Source organism: Dinoroseobacter sp. S375 (assembly GCF_049800775.1).
In the GTDB taxonomy this organism is placed as follows: Bacteria; Pseudomonadota; Alphaproteobacteria; order Rhodobacterales; family Rhodobacteraceae; genus Dinoroseobacter.
Window position 1 is genome coordinate 452,708 of the sequence record NZ_JBNAFR010000003.1, and the last position, 23,125, is coordinate 475,832.

24 protein-coding genes and 2 pseudogenes are annotated in these 23,125 nt (G+C 65.1%); 19 read left to right on the forward strand and 7 right to left on the reverse strand.

Annotated elements, in window-relative coordinates; translation table 11 throughout:
• Window positions 1-124 precede the first annotated feature (124 nt).
• Window positions 125-607, reverse strand: a complete 483-nt coding sequence (locus tag ACP150_RS10040; protein ID WP_424966471.1) for a MarR family winged helix-turn-helix transcriptional regulator — start codon at window positions 605-607, stop codon at window positions 125-127.
• 100 nt (window positions 608-707) lie between these two features.
• Between ACP150_RS10040 and ACP150_RS10045 the strand changes: the two genes are divergently transcribed.
• The 4 genes from ACP150_RS10045 to ACP150_RS10060 all read left to right on the forward strand — a co-directional run bounded on the left by ACP150_RS10045 (window position 708) and on the right by ACP150_RS10060 (window position 3,336).
• The gene (locus ACP150_RS10045) at window positions 708-1,076 is read left to right on the forward strand and encodes an antibiotic biosynthesis monooxygenase family protein (protein WP_424966472.1); all 369 of its coding nucleotides are present in this window, start codon (window positions 708-710) and stop codon (window positions 1,074-1,076) included.
• Between the two features lie 39 nt (window positions 1,077-1,115).
• Window positions 1,116-2,249, forward strand: a complete 1,134-nt coding sequence (locus ACP150_RS10050) for a CDGSH iron-sulfur domain-containing protein (RefSeq protein WP_424966473.1) — start codon at window positions 1,116-1,118, stop codon at window positions 2,247-2,249.
• Window positions 2,246-2,731, forward strand: coding sequence for a signal transduction protein (locus tag ACP150_RS10055; protein ID WP_424966474.1), 486 nt, complete (start codon window positions 2,246-2,248; stop codon window positions 2,729-2,731). Before ACP150_RS10050 ends, ACP150_RS10055 begins: the two co-directional genes overlap by 4 nt.
• 71 nt (window positions 2,732-2,802) lie before the next feature.
• Window positions 2,803-3,336 carry a cytochrome b gene (locus ACP150_RS10060; RefSeq protein ID WP_424966475.1) on the forward strand — a complete coding sequence of 178 codons (534 nt, stop codon included), beginning with the start codon at window positions 2,803-2,805 and terminating at the stop codon, window positions 3,334-3,336.
• Window positions 3,337-3,444: 108 nt separating this feature from the next.
• Here the strand turns inward: ACP150_RS10060 and ACP150_RS10065 are convergent, their stop codons facing one another.
• The 4 genes from ACP150_RS10065 to ACP150_RS10080 form a co-directional block, all read right to left on the reverse strand.
• Window positions 3,445-4,578: an amidohydrolase family protein gene (locus tag ACP150_RS10065; RefSeq protein ID WP_424966476.1), complete on the reverse strand. Its 1,134-nt coding sequence runs from the start codon at window positions 4,576-4,578 to the stop codon at window positions 3,445-3,447.
• Window positions 4,579-4,672: 94 nt separating this feature from the next.
• Window positions 4,673-7,408 (reverse strand): non-ribosomal peptide synthetase, encoded by a 2,736-nt coding sequence (locus ACP150_RS10070; RefSeq protein WP_424966477.1) that lies wholly within the window; start codon window positions 7,406-7,408, stop codon window positions 4,673-4,675.
• Complete coding sequence (locus ACP150_RS10075) at window positions 7,405-8,604, reverse strand: cytochrome P450 (protein ID WP_424966478.1); 1,200 nt, start codon at window positions 8,602-8,604, stop codon at window positions 7,405-7,407. The genes ACP150_RS10070 and ACP150_RS10075 overlap by 4 nt, the downstream gene beginning before the upstream one ends.
• A 176-nt stretch (window positions 8,605-8,780) precedes the next feature.
• Window positions 8,781-9,191 carry a YybH family protein gene (locus ACP150_RS10080; RefSeq protein WP_424966479.1) on the reverse strand — a complete coding sequence of 137 codons (411 nt, stop codon included), beginning with the start codon at window positions 9,189-9,191 and terminating at the stop codon, window positions 8,781-8,783.
• Here ACP150_RS10080 and ACP150_RS10085 point away from each other — a divergent pair.
• Both ACP150_RS10085 and ACP150_RS10090 read left to right on the forward strand, forming a co-directional pair.
• Window positions 9,085-9,756, forward strand: a pseudogene (locus ACP150_RS10085) (LysR family transcriptional regulator); the annotation flags it as partial. The gene ACP150_RS10080 and the pseudogene ACP150_RS10085 overlap by 107 nt on opposite strands.
• Window positions 9,757-9,769: 13 nt before the next feature.
• A pseudogene (locus ACP150_RS10090) lies at window positions 9,770-10,828 on the forward strand (LssY C-terminal domain-containing protein); the annotation flags it as partial.
• A 202-nt stretch (window positions 10,829-11,030) separates the two neighbouring features.
• Here ACP150_RS10090 and ACP150_RS10095 read toward each other — a convergent pair.
• Entirely contained in the window at window positions 11,031-11,612 is a 582-nt protein-coding gene (locus ACP150_RS10095) for a TetR/AcrR family transcriptional regulator (RefSeq protein WP_424966579.1), read from the reverse strand.
• Between the two features lie 92 nt (window positions 11,613-11,704).
• Between ACP150_RS10095 and ACP150_RS10100 the strand changes: the two genes are divergently transcribed.
• The 7 genes from ACP150_RS10100 to ACP150_RS10130 all read left to right on the forward strand — a co-directional run bounded on the left by ACP150_RS10100 (window position 11,705) and on the right by ACP150_RS10130 (window position 14,993).
• Window positions 11,705-12,625, forward strand: a complete 921-nt coding sequence (locus tag ACP150_RS10100; protein WP_424966480.1) for a helix-turn-helix transcriptional regulator — start codon at window positions 11,705-11,707, stop codon at window positions 12,623-12,625.
• Between the two features lie 99 nt (window positions 12,626-12,724).
• The gene (locus ACP150_RS10105) at window positions 12,725-13,015 is read left to right on the forward strand and encodes a putative quinol monooxygenase (protein ID WP_424966481.1); all 291 of its coding nucleotides are present in this window, start codon (window positions 12,725-12,727) and stop codon (window positions 13,013-13,015) included.
• Window positions 13,015-13,350, forward strand: coding sequence for a hypothetical protein (locus tag ACP150_RS10110; protein ID WP_424966482.1), 336 nt, complete (start codon window positions 13,015-13,017; stop codon window positions 13,348-13,350). The genes ACP150_RS10105 and ACP150_RS10110 overlap by 1 nt, the downstream gene beginning before the upstream one ends.
• Before the next feature lie 5 nt (window positions 13,351-13,355).
• A complete protein-coding gene (locus ACP150_RS10115) occupies window positions 13,356-13,814 on the forward strand; it encodes a hypothetical protein (protein ID WP_424966483.1) in 459 nt (152 codons plus the stop codon).
• Window positions 13,807-14,244 (forward strand): DUF3995 domain-containing protein, encoded by a 438-nt coding sequence (locus ACP150_RS10120; protein ID WP_424966484.1) that lies wholly within the window; start codon window positions 13,807-13,809, stop codon window positions 14,242-14,244. Before ACP150_RS10115 ends, ACP150_RS10120 begins: the two co-directional genes overlap by 8 nt.
• A 9-nt stretch (window positions 14,245-14,253) precedes the next feature.
• Window positions 14,254-14,628 carry a hypothetical protein gene (locus tag ACP150_RS10125; protein ID WP_424966485.1) on the forward strand — a complete coding sequence of 125 codons (375 nt, stop codon included), beginning with the start codon at window positions 14,254-14,256 and terminating at the stop codon, window positions 14,626-14,628.
• Window positions 14,625-14,993, forward strand: a complete 369-nt coding sequence (locus tag ACP150_RS10130) for a hypothetical protein (RefSeq protein WP_424966486.1) — start codon at window positions 14,625-14,627, stop codon at window positions 14,991-14,993. The genes ACP150_RS10125 and ACP150_RS10130 overlap by 4 nt, the downstream gene beginning before the upstream one ends.
• A gap of 26 nt (window positions 14,994-15,019) precedes the next feature.
• Here ACP150_RS10130 and ACP150_RS10135 read toward each other — a convergent pair whose 3' ends face one another.
• The gene (locus ACP150_RS10135; protein WP_424966487.1) at window positions 15,020-16,423 is read right to left on the reverse strand and encodes a helix-turn-helix domain-containing protein; all 1,404 of its coding nucleotides are present in this window, start codon (window positions 16,421-16,423) and stop codon (window positions 15,020-15,022) included.
• A 135-nt stretch (window positions 16,424-16,558) separates the two neighbouring features.
• Between ACP150_RS10135 and ACP150_RS10140 the strand changes: the two genes are divergently transcribed.
• From ACP150_RS10140 to ACP150_RS10165, 6 genes are read left to right on the forward strand one after another with little or no spacing between them, the layout of a single operon-like run.
• Complete coding sequence (locus ACP150_RS10140; protein WP_424966488.1) at window positions 16,559-17,761, forward strand: pyridoxal-phosphate-dependent aminotransferase family protein; 1,203 nt, start codon at window positions 16,559-16,561, stop codon at window positions 17,759-17,761.
• A 49-nt stretch (window positions 17,762-17,810) separates the two neighbouring features.
• Window positions 17,811-18,764, forward strand: a complete 954-nt coding sequence (locus ACP150_RS10145; protein WP_424966489.1) for an HpcH/HpaI aldolase/citrate lyase family protein — start codon at window positions 17,811-17,813, stop codon at window positions 18,762-18,764.
• 22 nt (window positions 18,765-18,786) lie between these two features.
• Window positions 18,787-19,965: a malate--CoA ligase subunit beta gene (locus ACP150_RS10150; RefSeq protein ID WP_424966490.1), complete on the forward strand. Its 1,179-nt coding sequence runs from the start codon at window positions 18,787-18,789 to the stop codon at window positions 19,963-19,965.
• Between the two features lie 9 nt (window positions 19,966-19,974).
• Window positions 19,975-20,874, forward strand: coding sequence for a succinate--CoA ligase subunit alpha (sucD, locus tag ACP150_RS10155; RefSeq protein WP_424966491.1), 900 nt, complete (start codon window positions 19,975-19,977; stop codon window positions 20,872-20,874).
• A gap of 7 nt (window positions 20,875-20,881) precedes the next feature.
• Window positions 20,882-21,769, forward strand: a complete 888-nt coding sequence (locus ACP150_RS10160; RefSeq protein ID WP_424966492.1) for an FAS1-like dehydratase domain-containing protein — start codon at window positions 20,882-20,884, stop codon at window positions 21,767-21,769.
• Window position 21,770: 1 nt separating this feature from the next.
• Entirely contained in the window at window positions 21,771-23,012 is a 1,242-nt protein-coding gene (locus ACP150_RS10165) for a CoA transferase (protein ID WP_424966493.1), read from the forward strand.
• The last annotated feature ends 113 nt before the right edge of the window (window positions 23,013-23,125 follow it).

Genomic DNA, 23,125 nt, shown 5'->3' on the forward strand with positions numbered 1-23,125 from the left:
ACCTCCGGACCGCGCGCCCGGAGGTCGCGGGAGCAGCGACCGATCCTCAGCCGCGCCCCGGCCCGTCAGCAAGGGTGCTCTGCCCGGCGACTTCCCTCCGGCGCGGGGCCCGAGATGGCTGGCGCTAGGACGGGGGGCTGTCCTGAGCGTTGGACTTTTCCATCAGACGTTTCTTCAGGGTGCCGATGACTTTCAGCGTGGTCGCGATGTCCTCCGCCGACATGCCCTCAGAGATCTCGTTCACCCAGGGAACCTGCAGGGCGACGGCATCCGCGAAGAGCTTCTGCCCCTTGGGAGTGAGCACGACGAGCTGGGCCCGCTTGTGATGGGGGTTCGGGCGAAACGCGACGATCTCTTCTTTCTTGAGCTCGTTCACGATGCGCTGAACCCCCTGTCGGTGAACCCCCATGGTGCGGGCATGCCAGGCGACGGATTCCGGTTGGTCCGCATAGGCGATCGCCCCCAGGATCTGCCAGCGGGCGCTGGTCAGGCCAAGCCCTTCGACGAGCCGATCACCCTCGAGTTGCAACCGGCCACTCAGTCGGAAGACATCCAGAATGAGCGTGGTCACCGCTGCGCCTGCCTCTGTCCACTGCTCTTCAGCCATGTCTGATCCATCTTTTATTTGACAATGTGTTGTCAAAGTGGTCATTTTCCGAAATTGACAACATGTCACCAATTATTGAGCTGCCCACGGAGCAAGACAGATGGTCACCTTCGAACCTCTCGATCCCGAGTTTCCGATCGAACACCAGCTGAGTGTCGAGACCGGTCCGGTGGTCCTGATCAACCTGTTCACCATTGATCCCGCCGATCAGGAGGCTCTGCTCGAGGCCTGGAAAGCGGATGCGCTCTATATGAAAAAACAGCCGGGCTATATCAGCACGCAGATGCATAAGGCTGTCGGCGATAGCAGCATGTACCTGAACTACGCCGTCTGGGACACGGTTGCCGACTTTCGCGCAGCGTTCTCGAACCCAGAGTTCAAACAGGCCCTCAGCCATTACCCCTCAAGCGCTGTCACGGCGCCGCATCTCTTCGAAAAGGTGGCCGTTTCCAATTGTTGCACGGCCTGACGTTGCCTTTTGCGAAAGTTCAGTCCTGAGGGTTCCTAGATGAAAACACGTATTCACGCAATTGCAGGCGGCATCGGCTTTGTGATGATCCTGCTGTTCTGGACAGCGACCGCGATCACCGAGCTCTTCGCACCCCACGAGACGGTCGCGGCGGTCAAGGCGCTTATACTGCAGGGCATGGTCATTCTCATTCCGGCCATGGTGATCGCGGGGGGCAGCGGCACCGTGCTGGGCAGGCACCGGACGGATGCCCTTGCGAGCGCCAAGAAAAAACGCATGCCCCTGATCGCGGTGAACGGATTGCTGATCCTGTTGCCCTCTGCGTGGTTTCTGGCGGGTAAGGCCGCCGCCGGAGAGTTCGACCGTGCGTTCTATCTGGTCCAGATCGTGGAACTGGTCTGTGGCGCCGCCAACCTGACGATGATGGGCCTGAACATCCGCGACGGTCTGACCATGACCGGACGGATTGGCGGAACGCGGGCCCGGTCCGCCGGGCCCGAGGATCCCGTCATCGAGGAGCGGCCTGCCGGACCGCTTGTGGCCAAGTCCGTTCCGAGGCTGACAAGCGTCGAGGGCGCCGAGATCGCGCCGCGCGCTGTCATGGCGCTCTGCCGTTGCGGGCTGTCGCAGAACAAGCCCTTTTGCGATGGCTCTCACACGGAGATCGCGTTCGACACCGAGCCCAGCCCGGATCGCACGCCGGATGGGATCAAGGTCTTCGAAAGCCAGCAGATCCATGTTCATTACAACCGGCTCCTATGCTCCCATGCTGGCGAGTGCGGGGCCCGTCTGAATTCTGTTTTCGACACCCGCCAGCGTCCCTGGATCACCCCCGACAATGGCACGCCGGATCAGATCAGAGATGTCGTGCGAGCCTGCCCCTCTGGCGCCCTGTCCTGGAGCCCACCCGGCAGCGCGGTGGCGCGGCACGAAATCGGCACAGATCCCGGCATCACCATTGAGCGCAACGGACCCTACCGTGTCACCGGTCTCCGGCTGGCCAGCGGTGCGCATGGCGAGGGCGCGTCGCCCGACAAGTATGTGCTGTGCCGCTGTGGTGCGTCCCGAAACAAGCCGTTTTGCGACGGATCCCACACAGAGGTCGCCTGGTCCGACAAGGCCGACCCCAAAGCCCCGAACACCCACCCGACATCCCAGGAGAGACCAAAATGAAGACCCTTGCCGCCATCTGTGCGTCCAACCTCTTGCTTGTGGCGCCCGCCTTTGCGGACATGCAGGAGATCGGACCAGGTCAGGAACTGGCCAAGCTCGTCTTTGGTTCGATCGAAGCCAGACCCAACGGGCTTGCCGATATGGGCGAGTTCACGGCATTCGGCAATGACATCTTTGTCTCGATGGATGCGGATGGAAGTAACACCATCACCTTCGATGAATTCACGGATTGGGACTTCGGCTTCACCTTCATTGCCGAGGACGAAACGCAGCAGCGCGCCTATGAAACCGCGCAAATGATCCTCTTTGCCTTCTGGGATCGTGATGGGGACGGCGAAATTGACAGCTCGGAATACCACAAGTCGATGATCGCGGATTTCCGAAGTGCCGATATCAATGGCGATGCCTTTCTGAGCGAGGAGGAGTTCCTCACAGGATACATCGTCAACCGGGCGTATCGCGCAGCATTGGCCGGAAAGTGACCTCGTTCAGGATCAGGCCGGCAGAGGCTCTGTCCGCCTGATCTTGCACGCGCCAGCAAATGGGCATCGCAATGAAAAGCACCTCGACCAGATACGGCACTGTCGCGATCACCATGCATTGGCTCTGCGCAGGTTTCATCCTTGTGCAGCTCGGCTCCGGGTTTCGCGCGGCCGCCTCCCTCGACGACGCGGCGAAAGAGGCGCTGCTGACACTGCACGCGCCCCTCGGCATGGTCATTCTGGTTCTGATGGTTGCGCGGGCTGTCTGGTGGTGGCTGGTCGACACCAAACCCGCGCCGGTCTCCGGTGACCCGCTATGGCAGACCGTCTCGGCCAAGGCGGTCCATGTGCTGTTTTACGTTGTGGTCATCGGAATGGGGCTGAGCGGACTGGGCCTGATGGTGGTCTCCGGTGTCGGGGCAATCCTGTCCGGACAGAGTGCTGCACCGCTCCCCGACTTCTCGCAGTTCCCGCCCCGCATGCCTCACGGGCTCGGGGCGCGTCTGATGCTTGGGCTCTTGGCGCTGCATGTCGGGGCGGCGCTCTATCATCACCTCGTCAAGCGGGATGGGCTGATCTGGCGGATGTGGTACGGCAAGGGGTAAGGGCGACTGTCCGAAACCCCTGCGGCGCGGGCCCTTGGCCTCGGGCGCGCCATCGCGCAGATGGGGACCGGCGCGACGCGTCACGCCACGGCGCCACCGCGGATCAGATCAGGAGCCGGGCGCGCGGTTATAGGCGATCTCGGCCCTGCGGCACTGGTCCCGGTCTTCTTCGAGATGCGCCTTCAGGCGGTCCATTGCATCCGCAGGCAGCCGCCGGCCCGCGCCCAAATGGGCGAGACACGCCGGGTCGTAATAGCGCACCGTATTCGACAGAACGAAAAGCTCGTCCATCAGGTCGAGTGTTCCCGCCGGTGAGGTGATATCGCAGACATTGTCTGTCCCGAGCCGCACAAACACACCCGCCGCCAGCAGGTCGAGCACCCGCGCGATGGAGTTATGGGTCGGCGCGGCGACCGGGCGGATCTGGCGCATGCTGATGGCCGCGGACGGGCAGCAGATCACGCCGATATTCAGCTCCGCGAGGTCTCGCGCTAGGCGATCGAACCGCGCGTCATCATAGGCCGAGGGAGAGATCACATGGATCAGCCAAATCCTCGGCTCGGCCCCGTCATGACCCCAGTGAGCCTCGCGAACGATCTCGATGACGCGCTCGGTCTGGTGCTCGCGGCTGTGGTTCTTCTGGTCGACATGGATGTGGACCTGTTTGTTCAGGTCCCGCGCCAGCGCGATGATGCGCCGGCAACAGGTGTCGAACCCGATATGCTCGGGGTAGTCGGCCACATCATCCCGCTCGGGCAGGGCACCGAGGAAATCCGCCTGCTGGGCAGCGGCCTCGATCAGCGCCCAGCGATCCGGATCGTCATCGCGAAACCCCAGTGGGGAGTAGGCGCCCACCCGGAAATCGATGCGCGGTCGCGTCCGGTCGCCGATCCGCAACAACCGCTCCATCGCCGACGTGCCGACGCGGTCCGTGGTCACGTCCACGACGCTATGGGCGTGGGTCGTGCCCAGGGCGGCCATCTTCATCACACAGCCTTCGACCCGCTCTTCGAGCGCGTCCGGATCATAGCAGGCGCTGTCATGGATCAGCGGGATCAGCGCGTGCTTTTGCGCGATGGCGAGCGCGGAATCCGACCCGGCCCCCAGAGCCCGCATGATCTCGAGCGTCGGTTGCAGCGTCTCGGCGCGGTCCAGATGGAGATGGGCGTTGAACATCCCACCCAGAGCCATGATCTCGGCATGCAGATCCGATAGAAAGGAGGTCTTGAAGTCTCTGTCCAAATCACTGTGTCCTTGATGGCCCCGCGCGGCTTGCCGGAGATGTCTCGTTATGCCCGTCGCGCGCGGTCTCATGGCTGAGGGGGCGCCGGGGGGGCTAGTGGCTCCATTTCTCCCAGAGGGTTTCGAACTCTCCGCGGTCCTGCGCCTCCGGAAGGATGTTCTTGCCCGCATGCGGATACCGGATCCGGGCGGCATGGGGGATCAGCTCCCCGATCATGTCGGCGCAGTCCTTGTGGCGGCGGCGGCGGCCATGGATCAGCTTGACGCTCTGACGATCCGGATCATGCGCGGCGCCCATCTCGGCAAAGAGCGGACGCCATTCCGGGTGCTTGATCAGACTGGAGGGGTCCACGGACACGATGGCATCGAAGGCGGCGCAATGGCCGGCATAGAGCACCGCGAGAGAGCCGCCACTGACGCCGACACCCGTCACGCGCTGATACCCGCGCTCGCGCACGAAGCGTTGTATATACGCGGCCATGCAGGGCACGTCCTCTCCGATGCCGGGTACGCCATGCAGGAACACGCGTTGCGAATAGTCCATGAACATCAGCAGATCCGTGCGCGCCACGTCCATCCCGGCGAGGAACCGATAGGTCGGCATGGACAGGCGCATCCGGTTGCCGGCGAACCCGACGATCAGGGTCTTGCCCTCGGGCGGGACCGTCGGGTCGCTGAAATAGAGGGCTGACGGCACGAGCACCTCGCGCTGCCAGCGGTTGATCTGCGCGTTGAGGTCGAGATAGCCCTTGGTATTCGTGAGCCGCTCCTTGAACTCGGCCTTCATCCGCAACCGCTCGATGAAGCCGAGGGTGCTGTGCGTCTCGTCGAGGTTGAGCTGTTCCAATGCCTCGGCGAGGGGCAGGACGTCTCCGGGGGCCAGATGGGTGAAGACGAAGTCGAGCTTGAGCTTGAGGTCCGAGCGCCCCTTCGTCTCGGAAATGAGTTGCCGCGCCTCGTCGAAATCGCCCGAGAAGATGAACTGCTCTGACAAAACGGCGCGCGTGACCTGATCCGCCTCGGTGTCGCGCGGCTCATCCTTGGGGACGAGCCCGTGATCCTCCAGCCGCTGGGCGATGTCGCGGATCGTGGTGAAATTCTCCACCACATCATCGGGCATCTGCGCATCGAGCACGGATTCCAGTTCCACCATGACGCGCACCGCAGACAGGGAATCGCCATCGAGGCTCGCGAAATCATCGTCGATGCCGACAGAGACCAGAGAGAGCTCCCGTTTCCAGATCTCGGCCAGCAGCAGTTCGAGCGGGGTTTGCGGGGCGCTTTGCGCCACGGGTTCCGCCATCTCGTCCTTTGCAGCCAAAGCGGCGAGGCGCTGGCGGTCAACCTTTCCGACCGGCGTCTTGGGCAGGGTGTCGAGGGGGATGATCTGGCGCGGGATCTTGTGCGGCGCCAGCCGTGTGGACAAAAACGCGCGCAGCTCCGCGATATCCCCTTCTGGTTCAAGCGCGACGGCGCAATGGATGTCCTCCCCCAGTCTCGCATGGGGCAGGGCGAAGGAGGCCGCCTCGCGGATCCCGGGATAGGCGCTCAGGGCTTCGTCCACCTCGGTCGGGCTGATCTTCTCGCCGCCGCGATTGATCATCTCCTTGGCGCGTCCGGTCAGGAAGAGGAAGCCGTCCTCGTCGAAATATCCCAGATCACCGGTCAGGAACCAGTCCCCGACAAAGGCCAGCCGGTTGGCCTCGTCATTGGCCTCGTAGCCGCCGAACACGTTCTCGCCGCGCACCGCGATCTGCCCGCGCGCGCCCGGTGCCAGGACCGCGCCCTCTGGTGACAGGATCGCGACCTCTGGGCCCGCGCTCTGGCCCACCGAGCCGGGTTTGTCCGGCGCGGGCGGCAACTGGGTCGAGGTGATGAGGGGGCCGGCCTCGGTCATGCCGAGCGTCCGCACGACCGGGACCTGAAACCGATCCTCCAGCTTGGCCTGCATGGCAGGCGACAAGGCGGCAGCGACGCAGCGCAGGAACCTCAACCCGGCAAACGGCGCAGGCTGCGCCTGTCGGGCGGCCTGCAGTTCAAGCTCGGCGAGCGTTGTCGGAACCCCCTGGAACCATGTCGCGGCGTGCTGGCGTTGCAGGGCAAAGAACTGCTCGGCATCGAAGCTGCCTGCGGCGATCACACGGCTGCCCGCCGCCAGCGGCGCAAGCAGCAGATCGACGAGCCCGCCGATGTGAAACTGCTCCCACATCATGAGGCAGCTGTCGTCCGGCGTGAGATGCAACGACCGGGCCACGTCGAAGGCCGAGCAGCAGACATTGCGCTGTGTCAGCGGCACGATCTTGGGCCGACCGGTGGATCCGGAAGTCATCAGCAAGAGCGCGACCTGATCCGGTGACGCGAGGGGCTGCGCGGGGGGCTCTGGACTTTCCGATGTCACCTCGCGCTGCGCGTCCACCCAGACAATCGGCAGAGAGAGCTGTCGCGCCGCCTCCGCCGCCGCGTCCTGCGCACCCCGTGGCAGCACCACCGCGTCGATCCCGGTGGCCGAGAACTCCCGGATGAATTCCGTGACGGTCATGGTCGGATTGAAGGGTGCGGCCACGGCCCCTGTCGTGATCGCCAGAAGCAGGACGGCCATGTCCAGACCGTTGGGAAACACCAGCCCATAGCGGGACGGTGCATCGGTCAATACCGGGCCAGCAGCCGCTGCGATGGCCTTCGCCAGCGCGGTCACCTCCTGCTGCAGTTCGCGGTAGCTCAGGGACCCACCATGGGGATCCAGCAGGGCCGGGGCGTCAGGCCGTTGCCTTGCCTGAAAGGCGATCAGCTCTGCGATGGTCCGGATGGCCGTGTCCTCGGTATCCTTCATGCCGAAATCTCCACATCCAGTCGGTCCAACCAGCGATGCCCGGGCCGCGCCATCCAGACGCGGTCAGGCGCGGAACTGATCCGTGGCCCGTCCGCAGGGAACAGGGCGCGCAAGGCCTGCACGATCTCGGCGCGCACCATGGCGCTGCCGAGGCACATATGCGCCCCGGCGCCGAAGGCCAGATGCTGGGGGCGCTGGTCGGCGGGGCGAAAGGCCTCCGGGTCCGCGAACACGGTTGCGTCCCGATTGGCCGAGGCGAGCCCCAGCAAAACGATCGAGCGCGCGCGCAGGGTCTTGCCGCCGATCTCGACCGCTTCGCGGGTGATGCGGCCCTGATACTGGCCCGGGCTTTCCAGGCGCAGGCACTCATCCACGAGCCTTGCGATGTCCTTGGTCGTGCCAAAAAGCGGCTCTGGCAGACGCGCCTGCGCGAGCAGGATGCTCAGGCAGTTGGTCAGTCCCGATTGCACATTGCCGATGCCATCGGCCGCCAGAAGCATGAGGTTGTCGGCCACCTCATGCTCAGAGACCGCCCCGTCCATATGCGCGACCAGCTCGGAGATCAGGTCATCCTCAGGTGCCGCGCGTCGCTGCGCCATCAAATCCATCACATGTTGCCGGAAGGCGTCGAGGCTCTGGTTGAGCCTGCTGAACTCATCGGCGTCGGGAATGGCGTGGAACAGTCGGAAGAAATCATTGCTCCAGGCGGCGATCTGCGGTGCGTCCCTGTCTGGAACCCCCAGCACGGCACAGATCGCACGGCTGGCGAAGGGCAGGGCGTAATCCGCGACCATGTCGGCTCTCTGCTGGGTCCGCAGACGCGCGGCGCAGGTCGTCGCAAGCGCCCCGAACCGATCCTGATGGCGCTGCGTGTGCCGCACGAAACTTCGCGCGAGCCAGCCGCGCAGCGCGCTGTGGTCCGGCCCATCCTTGAAGGCAATCAGGTTGTTGACCACATCGGCGGCCACGAATTTGGCCCTGTTGCGCGCATGGACCAGGGCAAAGGGGGCGGGCTGGTTGCTGAACCGGGGATCCTTGAGGCAGGCGAGCACGTCCTCATAGCGGCTGATGAACCAGAACCCCTTGGGGTTCCAGTGGACCGGGTCTCGGGCGCGCAGCCGTTCATAGACCGGGTAGGGGTCCTCGATGGTCGCCGCATCATCCGGCTCGAAACTCAGTGTGGCTGTGCCCTGCATCCATCCAGCACGCGCCCGCGACACCCTGTGACCTGCACTGGCCACCCTGACGTCACTGGCTCCGTGTATCCCTCACTCCCCGTCCTAGATTTTTATGGCATAGCGCGAAGCCCTTGTTAACACCGGATCCGGGCGAGCTATGCGGCGCGTGCGGGGGGCAGCGCGGGCCAAAGGGCTCAGGAACAGGGTGGAGGGCCGTTCGGGCAATCGATCAGGTAGCCCAAGCCGCCATGTGCCAGCCGCGTGGCAATCTCGGTCGAGCGTCCCTTGGCCAGCACGCTGCCATCGGGCGCGATCACCTGCCAGTCGGCCTGCAACAAGGCAATGTCTCCGACGATGACCTCGGACACAAGTGTGCTCTGGGTGGTCGGTGTCTGACCGAGGAACCCGGCAAAGACCGCACGCACACCGGCATGACCGATCCTCGGAGGCGCGTCCGGCGGAAAGAAGATCGTGCAGTCGGGATGGAAGAGCCCGGTGATGCCGTCCAGATTTCCGCGTTCGAGACAGGCGCTGACGCATTGGGCGATCTCGCCGGGACGTTGGGCGATAGGGGATGTGTTGGGATCTCTCCAGATTGGCGGCAAAGGCGCAGCGCGTGGCGCCCTGCGTGTCCTTTGCGAAGCCTCCCGGCAGGGGGGATTTCGCGCGGCTGCGGCGCAATTGCGCGAGGCCACAGCCTCGGTCAGCGAGGCGGTGCAGCGGTTCGAGGACCGGCTGGGCGTGCGGCTGTTCGAGCGCTCCTCTGGCTCCGTGCGGCTCACCCCGATCGGGGAGGCATTCTACGCCAAGAGCCTGCCCGCGATTGTCGAGCTTGAGGCAGCCCTGCGCGATCTCGATGACCAGAAGCATGAGGTGACCGGGGTCCTGCGCCTCTCGGCCCCCTATAGCGCGGGGCCCTTCTTTCTCGACGCGCTCGTGGCCCGCTTTGCCGAGGCTTATCCGGCGGTGGATGTGGAGTTGATTTTTGATGACCGAAAGGTCGACTTGCTGACCTCGGGGATCGATGCGGCGATCCGGTCGAGCCCGTTGCTCGGGCCGGACACCCATGCGGTCGCGGTCGGGCCGGAACTGGCCATGGCTGTCGTCGCCTCAACGGAGTATCTCGCCCGCCGCGGCAGGCCAGCCCATCCGCGGGACATCCTCGGTCACGACGCCCTTTGTTATGCTATTGGTCGCGGCGGGCGGATCCCTCTGGCCCGCGATTGTGGTGCTGGTCTTTGCCTGGGCGGGGGATGTGACGAGCTACGCGATCGGCGCGCGCTACGGTCCGCGCCTGACGCTTCCGTTCCTGCGACATCACAAGCGGCGGCGCGCCTGGCGCAGGGCCAGGACCGAGCTGGCCACGCGTGGCGCGGTCTTTGTCGTGGTGGCGCGGTTTCTCGGCCCGGTGGCCTGGGTCACCCCGTTTCTGGCGGGCAGTCTGAGCATGCCATGGCGGATGTTTCTGCCGGCCTCTGGCCTTGGGGTGGTCCTGGGTGTCGGGCAGTTTCTGATCTACGTGGCGCTCGGCGCGCAGGTTCTGGACCATGTGCTGCCCTTCATGGTGGATCACCTGGCGGTCATCCTGCTTGGCCTCTGCACCCTGCTCTCCGGGCTCTATATCTGGCGACGGAGCGAGCGGTCCTTTGCGGCGAAATGCCTGCAGGTCACGGGGCTGGCGGCCTTGGTCTTTCTCGGCTCCAACCTTCTCTACTTTTTCGTGCTGAACAGCCATGTGGGCCCGCTCCTGCCGCGTGACAGCTACCAATCCGCTTGCGAGGCGGCGGAGGGGCCCTTCACCGTTTATCCCGGGGAGACGGATCTGCACCTGCCGCAACCGGTCAATGTCATCCTCTATGACAGGGGCGGCGGGGCCGGGTTGATGGCGCATCTGGGCTGGCATCGCAATGTGACCTTCACCCATGACGAGATCGGGTTTCTCCGCTACCTGACGCTTCTGCTTCAGAGCACTCCGCCGATCTCCGAGCTCTATCTCGCGGGTGTTCCGGCGGATAGCGCGCATCAGATGCCCGGATCGCTCCGCGCGCGCGAGCATATCCGCTGGTGGGATATGGGGGCGGGGATCCATCTCGGTGCGATCAGCAAAGACGAGGAGATCGCGATCAAGTATTACAGCCATCTGCCGGTGCTTTTGCATGATATCGACCCCAAGGTGGACATGTCGCGGCACCTTCTGGCCCGGCAGGTGGCGCAAAGCACTGCCTATCAGGTGCTGGGCCATGCGCCCTTGGCTGCGGCGGTGCCGGACGGGGTGACGGCCGATTACGAAACCGATGGCAAGGTTCTGGTGATCGCCTGCAAGGGGGAGCAGGTCCCTCCGGACCTGTTGAAGTGCCTGCAGTTGGCAGGACGGGGCGCGCCCGGACAGCCCGCCAGCCATGGGGGCAGGGCCGCTGCGCGTGCGACCCGTAGCCTTCGGACGGCTAGGACCGGGGGGCGGGGACGCCGCCCCGGAGAAGCTTTTGAAAGGCCGCCGCAAGGGTCGGGGCCATCTCGGCATATTGGTCGCGAAACAGCATCTGCGTGCCCACAAAGGCGGCGTATTCGAGCCGGGCGAGTGTGTCCGCCTCTGACGCGGGCAGGGCAAAGCGCTGTTGGTACATCCCGCTCACATAGTCGATCCGCAGGGCGTCTACCTCCGCAAGGGCTGCGGCGGCCACGGGGTTCTGACTGGCGAAACTGCGCACGCCCATTTCCACGGCGGCATCGAGCCTTGTGGCCAGATCCGCCAGTCGGTCCGCCTTCTGCGCCGGATCGGGAACCGCCTCCAAAGCCGCGATGATCGGGCGCGTGTTGGTGTCGCGCCAGTGAAACACGAGGGCCTCGAAGAACTCCGACTGGTCCTCGAAATGGTGGTAGAAGGACCCAATGGTCTTGCCCGCCGCGCCCACCAGCGCGTTCAGTTTCAGCGCCTCGGGGCCATCGCTCGCCAGCCGCGACAGGCCAAAGGCCAGCCAGTCGTCTTTGCCAAACCGCTTGGTCTTTGATCCCGAGCTCGGACGCATCCAAACCTCATATCCTGCGTCACCATAACGAATTCTATGTTTCCGGAGAACAGCGTAGTCAACCGGGCAAGACCCGCCGCCCCCGGAGAGTGATGCGCCTGAAAGACCGACCCGTCGAAACGCTCGAATGCCATGTGCGCGACAACACGCTGTTGATCCCCGAGGATCTGCACGGCTTCGCCGATGCCCGTGCGATCATGACCCATGGCCGCTCCGGGATCTTTCACAAGCGTATTCGCAATGACATGGAGGATGTGGCGTTTTTCACCAATGCGCCCTGTCTCGCCTATCTGGCGCGGGGGCGCGAGACCTTCACCGATGCGGACGGGGGCGAGACGATTGTCGGACCCGGAGACATGCTGTTCCTGCCCCGCCACCAGCACATGCTGTCCGATTTTCGTAACGCGGACGGCCCGCTGGAGGCCTGGCTCTTTTTCTTCGATGCGCCGGTGATTGCCGAGTTCCTGCGCGTGGCCCGCCCGGCGCCCGTTCCGTCGGCGTCAGAGGGGCGCGCAGCGCTCTTTGCCGGGTCGGCCTGCCTCGATGCCTTCGTCAGGGCCCTGCCGCAGGTCTATGGCGCAATCACCGCCCCGGCTGCGCTGGTGGAGGCAAAGCTGCTGGAGCTTCTGATGTTGTTGCACCTGCAGGACCGGGGGCATCAGCTCCACGGTTTTCTCCTGCACCAGAGCCAGGACACCAGCCGCCGCAACATCCGACAGATCATGCGGGCCCATGCGCTCGATGATATGACCATCGCGGATTACGCCAAGCTCTCGGGGCGTTCGCTCTCGGCGTTTCAGCGGGATTTCAAGCGTGCCTTCGGGATGCCGCCGGGCACATGGCTGCGGCAGGCGAGGATGGACCATGCCCATGCGCTGGTCACACGCTCGGACAAGCCGATTGCCGAGATCGCCCATGCGGCGGGGTTCGCCGACAGCTCGCATTTCATCAGGCAGTTCAAGGCCAGTTTCCGCACGACGCCCAAGCAGCTTCGGCAAGACCTCAACCGGTGAGCCCGCTTTCCGACGCGGAAACCCGATTTTTGGGGCGCGCGTTCTATGGCTATGGCCCGCGTCGATGCACCCTCCGCGCATCCAGGACAGGAGGATAAGATGACCATCTGGGTGACCCTTGAGATGACCGTGAAGCCCGGGGCGTTCGACGCGCTCTCGACCTTTCTGCGGGCCAATCTGGCCAATGTGCGCGGCTTTGACGGTGCGCTGAGCGTGACGCTCTACCACGACGCGGAGACCCGCGCCTTTCTCATCCATGAGGAGTGGCTGAACCGCGATCACCATGCGGCCTATCTCGCCTTCATCGAGGAGCGTGGCGTGATGGCCGAGCTTCTGAGCTTCATGGAGGGGCCGCCCGAAGTCACGTATTACGACCGGCTGGTAATGTGATGGCGGCGCCGCAAGACCCGGACCGCCGGGACATCCTCAAGGGCATCGCCGCCGTGAGTTGCGTCGCCATGAGTTGCGCCGGTTGGCCCGCCGCGGCGCAGCCAGCATCGCCGGGTGTGTCGCACCGCCGGACCTGTCTCGGCTCCGAGGCGGATGTGGCGACGGTTCTGTCCGCGCTGCGGCGCTGCCCCGATTGCATCCGTGCAACCGCGTTGCGCGCGGCCGATGGCAGTTTTGTGATCTGGCAGGACTGGCGCGCGCCCGAGGCGGCGGGGATGTTCTGGTCCGGGCGCGCTGCGCTGCGTATCCAAACCCTCACACGGATGGAGATCTGATCCCGATGACCCGCATCCTGCGCTTGGCCCATGAGTATCCCTTTCCGGCGGATCGGGTCTGGCAGGTCGCAACCGATCTCGATCACCTGCGCAGCGTGACCGAGGGGATGCTGGCCTTCCGCGACCTCCCCTCGGGCCGGATCCATGCGGGGCAGGTGCTGGAGGTCGAGGTCTCGCTGTTCGGGCGTTTGCCCTACCAGCCCTATCGCATGACCGTTGAGGCGCTGGATGACGCGGCGATGTGGTTTCAATCGGACGAGACCGGCGCAGGGGTCACGGTCTGGCGTCATCGCTTGCAGGTGGTGCCGACAGAGACCGGCAGCCGGATCGAGGAGCAGATCGAAATCGGGGCCGGTCTGGCCACGCCGCTTTTCCTTCTCTGGGCGCTGGTGATGTACGAGGCCCGGCACAAGCCGCGCTTGCGCCTCCTCGACACCCTGACCAATGGCGGCGCCGATGCCTAGCTTTCTGGCCGTGCTCGCCGCGTTGATCCTGCTGCCGATCGGGGCGTTGCACCTGCTCTGGGCGACGGGTGTGAGTTGGCCCTTTCGCTCCGAAGCGCATCTCGCCCGCAGCGTGATCGGAACGCCGTTTGACCTGCCCCGCCCGCGCAAGGTCGCGCTGACACTGATGGCTGCCGGAGCGATCCTGATGGCGGGACTGATCCCTTTGGCCGTTGGCGGCCTGCTCGAAACCGGCGTTCCGGATCCTCTGCTGCGCTGGGCGTTGATGGCCGAAGCCGGTGTCTTCGTGCTGCGCGGCGGTTATGGCTACAGCCCGTTCATGGAGCGCGCGGCCCCGCTGGAGCCCTTTCGGCCCCTCAATCGCCGGGTTTTCAACCCACTCATCCTTGGCCTCGGGGCGATCTGCGTTGCGCTGCTGGCCCTGACCTAGGGGGCGCTCATGCTCAGTTTTGCCGCGATCTGTCTCGTTCTTGTCTCCGCCATGCATTCCTGGCTCGGAGGCCGCGACTTGATCGACCCGATCTGTCGGTTGCCGGATGTGCCGGTGATCCTGGGGAGCCGGCGCAATGCCGTGCTGACCCTGAAATTCGGCTGGCATTTCCTGTCGCTGATCTGGATGGTGCTCGCGGCGCTGCTGCTGCGGCTTGAGATGAGCGCGGCCGGGTTCCCGCAGCTTTCCCTGCTGGCCCTCGCCGCGCAATTCGGGGTTTGCGGGGCCATTGCCCTGATCGCGAGCTGGGGGCGGCACCTGTCCTGGGTGGTGTTCTTTCCTCTTGCGCTGGCGCTCGCGGCGGCGGGGTGGGGGCTGACATGATGGTGCTGTCCTACCGCCTCGCCGCCCGGATCACCGGGGGGGTGTTTGCTATGCTTTGCGTGACGCTGATCCTTGTGCCGGAGGTCATCCTCTGGCTGTTTGATCTGGCCGGTGCCGCCTCGGCAGAGGTGCTGGCCAAGCGCGCCGGGATCCTCTTCCTCGGTCTCACGCTTGTCCTGCTTCTGACGCAAGCCCATGGACCCAATCCCACCCGCAAGGCGGTGCAACAGGCGGTTGCCGTCATGCTCTGCGCCATGGCGGTTCTGGGCGCTGCGGAATGGCTGCAGGATGGGGTTGGCCCGGGTATCTGGCTGGCGATCCTTGCTGAGATTCTTCTCGCAGGGGTGCTTGCGGTTGCCAGATGATCGCGATCTAGCGGCCAGACGACCGGTCAGGTCGCATAGCGCGTGGGGCCGCGGCGGCGGATGTCCACGGGCTCGTTCAGGATCATCGCGTTATGGGCGCGCTGGTCACAATTGGCGCGGGGGCAGATCCGGCAGTTGATCCCGACCTCTGTGATCTTCGGATTGCTCTGCTGGAATTCATCCGCATAGCCGATCGCCTCCAGATGTTCGGTCCCGCAGCCCATGGCGATCGAGAGCCGCTTGTCTTGTGTATGCCGGGTAAAGCGCGGGCGGTTGACCGTGCGGGCAAAGACGAAGAAACGCCGGCCGTCGGGCATCTCGACAAATTGCGGGACGATGGCGCCGGGGGTCCGGAAGGAGGTGTGCACGTCCAGCCGCGGACAGGCCCCGCCATATTCGGCCAGATGGAAACCGGTGGAATTGAACCGCTTCGTGACATTCCCGGCCTTGTCCACCCGCAGAAAGAAGAAGGGCACGCCCTTGGCGGTCTCGCGCTGCAGGGTTGTGGCCCGGTGGCAGGCCTGCTCGAAACTGACGCCGAAGCGCAGGGACAGATGCGCAAAGTCATATTTGCTACGCAGAGCCTCGGCGAGAAAGAGGTCATAGGGCATGAGCACGGCGGCGGCGAAGTAGTTCGCCAGCTCCACCCGGCAGCGGTTCAGGCCTGCCGGGTCGCTCAGGTTCACACGTTCGAGGATCGTGTCGATCAGGTCGCTATGCTCGATCAGCGCGGTCATGTGAACGAGCTGAAAGGTGCGGTTGGGATGGTCGAGCCCTTCGGACAGGCGCAGCTCCTGCCGGACCTCGTCATACTCGCGCAGGGTGTCGGGCATCTCGGCGACGGGCACCAGCTCGGTCTTCACATCGAGCTTTTCACGTAGCCGCGCCTTGAGCGCGCTGTAGACGTCATCGCTGCGCACGGTCTTGCCGTCCCAGAACGCCTCGGCGGCTTCCTCCAGCTCGGGGAAATGGTTCTTGTTGTTGCGAAAGAAGTCATGGACCACTGCTTCGGGGGAGGCGCGCAACAGGCCGAGATCGGATTCGCTGGCATTGGCCAGGTTGAGCAGCTGGTCGGTATTGGCAAGGTACGAGCGATGCAGCTGCAGGAAGCTCTGCGCCACATCCGGACAATGGGCCAGCAGCGCCCGCAGCTGGGGCAGGTCCGGGCGGTTGGCCTCGAACAGCGGGTCCTGAAACATGGTGCGCAGGTCGCCGAGCGTCGCGGTATCCGCCTCTTCGGCGATGTCGCGCCAGTCCACGCCATAAGCCTCGAAAAGCCTGAGCAGCACCTGCACCGAGACGCTGCGCTCGTTCTTTTCCAGCATATTCACGTAGGAATTGCTGATCCCGAGCAGCTTGGCCATCTCTGCCTGGGTCTGCCCGGCCTCGTTTCTCAGGCGGCGCAGACGGGGTCCGATAAAGGTCTTCATCAGCCCTGTTAACATGAAGTTCACAGTTTCACAAATTATGAGTTTGTGAAGTTTCGCATTCACAGCAGGACCCGGTTGCCTTTGCAGCATCGCAATGGGCCGCGTTACGACCCTCTGCACAACGGAGGATTCACCATGCGAACTGGCCATACTCACCTCTTCATTCCCGGCCCCACCAATGTGCCCGAACCCGTGCGGCGGGCGATGAATGTCCCGATGCAGGACATGCGCGCGTCGGATTTCGGCGACCTGACCCTGAGCCTGTTCGAGGATATGAAACCGATCCTCGGCACCGAGACCGGCAAGGTCATGTTCTTTCCGGGCTCCGGTACGGGCGCGTGGGAAGCGGCGATCACCAACACGCTCAACCCCGGCGACAAGGTGCTCATGGCGCGGCTCGGGCAGTTCTCGACGCTCTGGGTCGAGATGGCCCAGCGGCTCGGGCTGGATGTCGAGGTTGTCGATGTGCCCTGGGGCGCAGGCACGCCGGTCAAGGAGTTCTCGCGCCTGCTGGGTCAAGACCGCAAGGACGAGATCAAGGCGGTCTTCGTCACTCATAACGAGACGGCGACCGGCGTGGCCTCGGATGTGGCCGCCGTGCGCCGTGCGCTGGATGAAAACTTCCACGACGCACTGCTCTTTGTGGACGGCGTCTCTTCCGTGGGCTCGCTCGCTTTCGAGATGGACCGCTGGGAGGTCGACCTCGTGGTCACCGGCAGCCAGAAGGGTCTGATGCTGCCCGCCGGGCTCGGCATTCTCGGTGTCAGCGAAAAGGCGCTGGAGGCCTCCAAGAGCGCGACCATGCGCCGGGCCTATTTCGAGTTCACGGATATGCTGAACATGAATGCCGGCGGGTACTTTCCCTACACGCCGCCGACGCAGCTCTTTCACGGGTTGCGGCAATCCCTGAACCTGATCAACGAAGAGGGCCTCGATCAGGTCATCGCCCGCCATCACCGTCTGGCCGAAGGCGTGCGCCGGGGCATTGCAGCCTGGGGGCTGTCCCTCGTGGCCGAGCATCACAGTCTCTACTCCGACACGGTCTCGGCGATCCGGGTGCCGAGCGATGTGGATGCCCGCGACGTGCTGCGCATCGCCTATGAGGAGTTCAACGCCTCCTTCGGCAGTGGCCTTGGGCCGCTTGCGGGCAAGGTCTTTCGGATTGGCCATCTGGGCGATCTGAACGAGGGGATGTGCCTGACCGCGCTCTCGATTGCCGAGATGTCGCTCTACCGTGCGGGCGCCTCGATCCAGCTCGGCCATGGTGTCAGCGCCGCCCAGGCCTGGTTCGCGACCCAGGGCGAAGCGCGCCCGGCCCTGCGGGTGGCGGCGGAGTAACCGCCCCCCCCCTCCGTCCACTCCCTTTTTCCGACCCCGAGGATTTCCCATGTCACATACCTTGCACCCTTTGCGTCACCAGCGACTGCAACGTTCCGAGCTGGCCGTGCCCGCCTCGAACCCGGCAATGATCGACAAGGCCGCCGACAGTGCCGCAGATTTCGTCTTTCTCGATCTGGAGGATGCGGTTGCCCCGCCCGAGAAGCTGCAGGCCCGCAAGAACGCGATCCAGGCCCTGAACGACATCGATTGGGCGGCCAAGGGCAAGACGGTCTCGGTGCGGATCAACGGGCTCGACACGCAGTACATGTACCGCGACGTGGTCGACATCATGGAACAGGCGGGCGACCGGGTGCACACCCTGCTCGTGCCCAAGGTCGGTGTGCCTGCGGATCTCTACATGGTCGACGCCATGGTCAATCAGGCCGAGCAGGCCGGTGGGCTGCAGACCCGGGTCGGGATCGAGGCGCTGATTGAAACCGCGCTGGGCATGGCAAATGTCGAGGCCATCGCGCAGTTCGGCGGACGGCTTGAGGCGCTGCATTTCGGTGTGGCGGATTACGCCGCCAGCATGCGGGCGCGCACGGTGAATATCGGCGGGCTCAACCCGAACTACCCGGGGGATCAGTGGCATGCCTCGATCTCGCGCATGGTCATCGCCTGCCGGGCTTACGGTTTGCGGGCGATTGACGGGCCCTTCGGCGACTTCAGCGACCCGGATGGCTACATCGCCGGGGCGCAGCGTGCGGCAGCCCTTGGATGCGAGGGCAAATGGGCCATCCATCCGAGCCAGATCGACATGGCCAATGATGTCTTCAGCCCGCCCGAGGCCGAGGTCGCCAAAGCCGAACGGATCATCACCGAGCTGCGCACCGCCGAGGCCGAGGGCAAAGGCGCCGCAAGCCTCGATGGCAAGATGATCGACGCGGCCAGCGAGAAGATGGCCCGCAACCTGATCGACACGGCCAATGCTATCGCGGCCAAGGCCGTGGCCGCCGAATAAGCCGCAGCTGGGAGGAGAAACCATGGATATTCATGAGTATCAGGCCAAGGAGATCCTGTCGGATCTCGGCGTGCCCGTCCCGCGCGGCGGCATCGCGTTCACCCCCGAACAGGCGGCGTTTCGCTGTCGCGAGCTGGGCGGTGGTCGCTGCGTGGTCAAGGCGCAGGTCCATTCCGGTGGGCGCGGCGAGGCCGGGGGCGTCAAGCTCTGCGACAGCGAGGAGGAGGTGCGCCGCTTTGCGGGCGAGCTGCTGGGCACGAACCTTGTGACCAAGCAGACCGACGCGAATGGCAAGCGCATCGACCGGATCTGGGTCGAGGAGGCCTCGCAGATCGATCGCGAGCTCTATCTCGGTTTCGTCCTCGACCGCAAATCCGAGCGGATCATGATCGTGGCTTCGGGCCATGGTGGCATGGAGATCGAGGATCTCGCCGATGAGGATCCCGACAGCCTGATCCGCATGGTTCTGGACCCGGCGGTCGGTCTGGCGGAGTATCAGGCCCGCGAGCTGGCCTTCAAACTGGGCCTCGCAGGGGCGCAGATCGCCGAGATGATCACCGTGCTCAAGGCTTGCTACCGGGCCTATCGCGACCTCGATGCGATGATGGTCGAGATCAATCCGCTGGTCGTGTGCAAGGATGCGTCGCTGGTCGCGCTCGACGCCAAGATGTCCTTTGACACCAACGCTCTGTTCCGGCGCGAGCAGGTCGCGAGCCTGCGCGATCCGGGCCAAGAGGATCCGCGCGAAAGCTTCGCCGCCGATCACGGGCTCGCCTATGTGGGCCTCGACGGGGATATCGGCTGCATCATCAACGGGGCCGGGCTCGCCATGGCCTCGATGGACATGATCCAGCTTGCCGGGGGGGAGCCTGCGAACTTCCTCGACATCGGCGGTGGTGCGAGCCCCGAGCGGGTCTGTCAGGCGTTCCGCACGGTCCTGTCTGATCCGAATGTCAGCGTGATCCTGGTGAACATCTTCGCCGGTATCAACCGCTGCGACTGGATCGCGAACGGGGTGATCCAGGCCTACAAGGATGTGGGCATCACGGTCCCGGTCGTGGTGCGTCTGTCGGGCACGAATGTGGAGGCCGGCCAGAAGCTGATCCGCGAGAGCGGTCTGCCGATCATCAGTGCCGACACCCTTGCCGAAGCCGCCGACGCCGCGGTCTCGGCCCGCCCCCATCCCATCGCTGCTGAATAGGAGGCCCCCATGGCTATCGTGATTGATGAGACCACCCGCGTCGTGGTGCAGGGCCTGTCCGGACGGATCGGCCAGTTCCACGCGCAGGAGATGATCGAATACGGCACCAAGGTCGTTGCCGGGGTCACCCCGGGCAAAGGCGGCACCAGCGTGCTGAACCGGCCCGTGTTCAACACCGTCCGCGAGGCGGTGGAGGCGACTGGGGCCGAGGCGAGCCTGCTCTTTGTGCCGCCCCCCGCCGCTGCGGACGCGATGATGGAGGCCGCCGAGGCGGGCATCCGCACCGCCGTCTGCGTGACCGACGGGATCCCGGCACAGGACATGATGCGGGTCAAACGCTTCCTCCGCCGCTTCCCGCGCGAGCGCAAGATGCGCCTCATCGGGCCGAATTGCGCGGGCATCATCAGCCCTGGCAAGGGCTTCATGGGGATCATGCCGCCGCATATCTACACCCCCGGGCGCGTGGGCATTGTCGGTCGCTCCGGCACGCTGGGCTACGAGGCCGCCTCGCAGATGCAGGGCATGGGCATCGGGATTTCCTCCTCCATCGGGATCGGTGGCGATCCGATCAACGGCTCGTCCTTCCGCGATATCCTCGAGCTCTTCGAGGCGGACCCGGACACCGATGCGGTGATCATGATCGGCGAGATTGGCGGCCCGCAAGAGGCCGAAGCCGCCGCCTATGTGCGCGATCACATGACCAAGCCGGTGGCCGCCTATATCGCCGGTCTGGCCGCGCCCAAAGGGCGGCAGATGGGCCATGCGGGGGCGATCATCTCGGCCTTCGGAGAGAGTGCGCAGGAAAAGGTCGCGCTGCTCAGTTCCTGCGGGATCGAGGTTGCGCCGAACCCCTCGGCCATGGGTGCCACCGTGGCGCGGATCCTGTCGCCCGACCGCTCGGCAGCGTGACAGCGCCATGGACGGATCCCAGACACACCTTGGCGCAGGGGCCGATCCGACCGTGGATCATCTGACGGATTGGGTGGGCCGCTCGGAAACCGTGACGGGCTGTGTGCCCCACGGCGTGGCCACGACCATCCATGCCACGCTGGCGCGCGCGGATCTGACCTGCCCGGGGCCGGGGGAGGTGTTGCCGCCGCTCTGGCACTGGTACGCCTTTCCGCCCGCGGTAGGCATGGCGGATCTCGCCGAAGACGGGCATCCCAAGCTCGGGGGCTTCCTGCCCCCGGTGCCCTATGAGCGGCGCATGTGGGCCAGCGGAGCGCTCAGCTTTCACGACGATCTGCGCGTCGGCGAAGAGATCGAGAAGACCTCGACCATCACCCGCGTGGATGAAAAGCACGGTTCCACCGGGGGCATGGTCTTTGTCGAACTGGCCCATGAGCTGCGCGGCGCAGGCGGGCTCGCGATCCGCGAGAGCCAGACCATCGTCTATTTGCCCATCGCGCCGCAATTCACACCGCCCCCGAAAAAGCCGGGCCTGACCGGGGAACTCGTGATCGACACTTACCAGCCTGTCTCGACCGCGCTGCTTTTTCGGTACTCGGCGATCACCTTCAATGCGCACCGGATCCATTACGATCTGCCCTATGCGCAACAGATCGAGCATTACCCCGGCCTCGTGGTCCATGGGCCCCTGCAGGCGAACCTGCTGATGGCCGAGGCCTGCGCCTGGCGGGGGCGGCGCCCGGACCGGTTCCGGTTCCGCGGAGTGCACCCGATGTTCCACGACAGTGACATGCGCCTCTGCGCGCAACAAAGCGGCGCGGGCCGCCTTGAGATGTGTACCACCGCCGATGGTGGCCACAGGGGCATGACCGCCACAGCCGAATGGGAGGAATGAGATGACCGGAATTCTGAACGGGATGCGCGTCGTGGAAAGTTCGGCCTTTGTGGCTGTCCCGCTCGCGGGGATGACGCTGGCCCAGATGGGCGCGGATGTGATCCGCTTTGACCGGCTGGAAGGCGGGCTCGATGCCGGGCGCTGGCCCTTGGCGCCTTCAGGGCAGAGCCTGTTCTGGGCCGGGCTGAACAAGGGCAAACGCTCCATCGCGGTGGATCTCAGCCGCCCCGAGGGGCGCGAGCTGGTCACCCGGACCATCGCCGCACCGGGCGAGGATGCAGGCATTCTGCTCACCAATCTGCGGGTGCGCGGCTGGATGGATTACGAGACCCTGCGCCAGCAGCGCGAAGACCTGATCATGGTCACCCTGCTCGGCGATCGCCATGGCCGTCCGCAGGTGGATTACACGGTGAACCCCGCGCTCGGCATTCCCGACATCACCGGCCCCGAGGGCCATGACGCGCCGGTCGCCAATGCCTTGCCTGCCTGGGATCTGATGGCGGGGCATATGTGCGTCTCATCGGTGCTGGCGGCCGAGCGCCACCGGCTCCGGCATGGGGCGGGGCAGGAGGTGGCGTTGACCCTCAAGGATGTGGCCGCCGCCACGCTTGGCCATCTCGGCATGATCGGCGATGCGGTGCTGAACGAGACCCAGCGGGGCAAATCGGGCAATGCGCTTTACGGCGCCTATGGGCAGGACTTCCTCTGCGCGGATGGCAAGCGCATCATGGTGATCGGTCTGACCGGGCGGCAATGGTCCGGGCTGGTCAAGGTCACGGGCACCGAGCACGAGATGGATGCATTGGCACGCCGCACGCGGCGCGATCTGTCGGATGAAGGCACCCGTTGGGAGCTGCGCGCGGAGATCACCGAGATCCTGCGCCCGTGGTTCGCGGCGCGCCCGGCAGATGTGATCGGCGAGATCTTCGAGGCGGCCAAGCTGACCTGGTCGCAATTCCGCACGGTGAAAGAGGCCGTGACCGAGGACCCGGATCTGAGCCCCGACAACCCGGTCTTCACCGAACTTGCGCAGGCGGGGCTCGGACAATTCCCGGTCCCGGGCCATGCGGCGGCCTTCTCGGAATACGCGCGCTCCGCGCCGCAGCCGGCCCCCTTGCTGGGCGAGAACACCGAGGAGGTGCTGAGCTGCGTCACGGGCCTCGACGACACCGAGATTGCGCATCTCTACGATCAGGGAATTGTCGGGGGCGGGCGGTCTGCCAAGCTCTATACCGCCGCCTGACACCGCGTTTCTTCTGCCTGACCCCGGGCCTCGCCGCCTGCGCCGCTTCCTTCGGCGCGGGCGGCTTTTTCATGTTGGTCGGTGGGTGCAGGGCGTCTGCCCAATGGGCTGAA

Bases quoted from the DNA above. Each gene is read 5' to 3' on its own strand.
- ACP150_RS10095 (WP_424966579.1), bottom strand. From the start codon at position 11,612: ATGCGTCCGAGCTCGGGATCAAAGACCAAGCGGTTTGGCAAAGACGAC.
- sucD (WP_424966491.1), top strand. From the start codon at position 19,975: ATGGCTATCGTGATTGATGAGACCACCCGCGTCGTGGTGCAGGGCCTG.
- ACP150_RS10165 (WP_424966493.1), top strand. From the start codon at position 21,771: ATGACCGGAATTCTGAACGGGATGCGCGTCGTGGAAAGTTCGGCCTTT.
- ACP150_RS10060 (WP_424966475.1), top strand. From the start codon at position 2,803: ATGAAAAGCACCTCGACCAGATACGGCACTGTCGCGATCACCATGCAT.
- ACP150_RS10045 (WP_424966472.1), top strand. From the start codon at position 708: ATGGTCACCTTCGAACCTCTCGATCCCGAGTTTCCGATCGAACACCAG.
- ACP150_RS10040 (WP_424966471.1), bottom strand. From the start codon at position 607: ATGGCTGAAGAGCAGTGGACAGAGGCAGGCGCAGCGGTGACCACGCTC.
- ACP150_RS10070 (WP_424966477.1), bottom strand. From the start codon at position 7,408: ATGAAGGATACCGAGGACACGGCCATCCGGACCATCGCAGAGCTGATC.
- ACP150_RS10130 (WP_424966486.1), top strand. From the start codon at position 14,625: ATGATGGTGCTGTCCTACCGCCTCGCCGCCCGGATCACCGGGGGGGTG.
- ACP150_RS10075 (WP_424966478.1), bottom strand. From the start codon at position 8,604: ATGCAGGGCACAGCCACACTGAGTTTCGAGCCGGATGATGCGGCGACC.
- ACP150_RS10140 (WP_424966488.1), top strand. From the start codon at position 16,559: ATGCGAACTGGCCATACTCACCTCTTCATTCCCGGCCCCACCAATGTG.
- ACP150_RS10110 (WP_424966482.1), top strand. From the start codon at position 13,015: ATGGCGGCGCCGCAAGACCCGGACCGCCGGGACATCCTCAAGGGCATC.
- ACP150_RS10055 (WP_424966474.1), top strand. From the start codon at position 2,246: ATGAAGACCCTTGCCGCCATCTGTGCGTCCAACCTCTTGCTTGTGGCG.
- ACP150_RS10050 (WP_424966473.1), top strand. From the start codon at position 1,116: ATGAAAACACGTATTCACGCAATTGCAGGCGGCATCGGCTTTGTGATG.
- ACP150_RS10150 (WP_424966490.1), top strand. From the start codon at position 18,787: ATGGATATTCATGAGTATCAGGCCAAGGAGATCCTGTCGGATCTCGGC.
- ACP150_RS10145 (WP_424966489.1), top strand. From the start codon at position 17,811: ATGTCACATACCTTGCACCCTTTGCGTCACCAGCGACTGCAACGTTCC.
- ACP150_RS10115 (WP_424966483.1), top strand. From the start codon at position 13,356: ATGACCCGCATCCTGCGCTTGGCCCATGAGTATCCCTTTCCGGCGGAT.
- ACP150_RS10120 (WP_424966484.1), top strand. From the start codon at position 13,807: ATGCCTAGCTTTCTGGCCGTGCTCGCCGCGTTGATCCTGCTGCCGATC.
- ACP150_RS10100 (WP_424966480.1), top strand. From the start codon at position 11,705: ATGCGCCTGAAAGACCGACCCGTCGAAACGCTCGAATGCCATGTGCGC.
- ACP150_RS10105 (WP_424966481.1), top strand. From the start codon at position 12,725: ATGACCATCTGGGTGACCCTTGAGATGACCGTGAAGCCCGGGGCGTTC.
- ACP150_RS10160 (WP_424966492.1), top strand. From the start codon at position 20,882: ATGGACGGATCCCAGACACACCTTGGCGCAGGGGCCGATCCGACCGTG.
- ACP150_RS10135 (WP_424966487.1), bottom strand. From the start codon at position 16,423: ATGAAGACCTTTATCGGACCCCGTCTGCGCCGCCTGAGAAACGAGGCC.
- ACP150_RS10125 (WP_424966485.1), top strand. From the start codon at position 14,254: ATGCTCAGTTTTGCCGCGATCTGTCTCGTTCTTGTCTCCGCCATGCAT.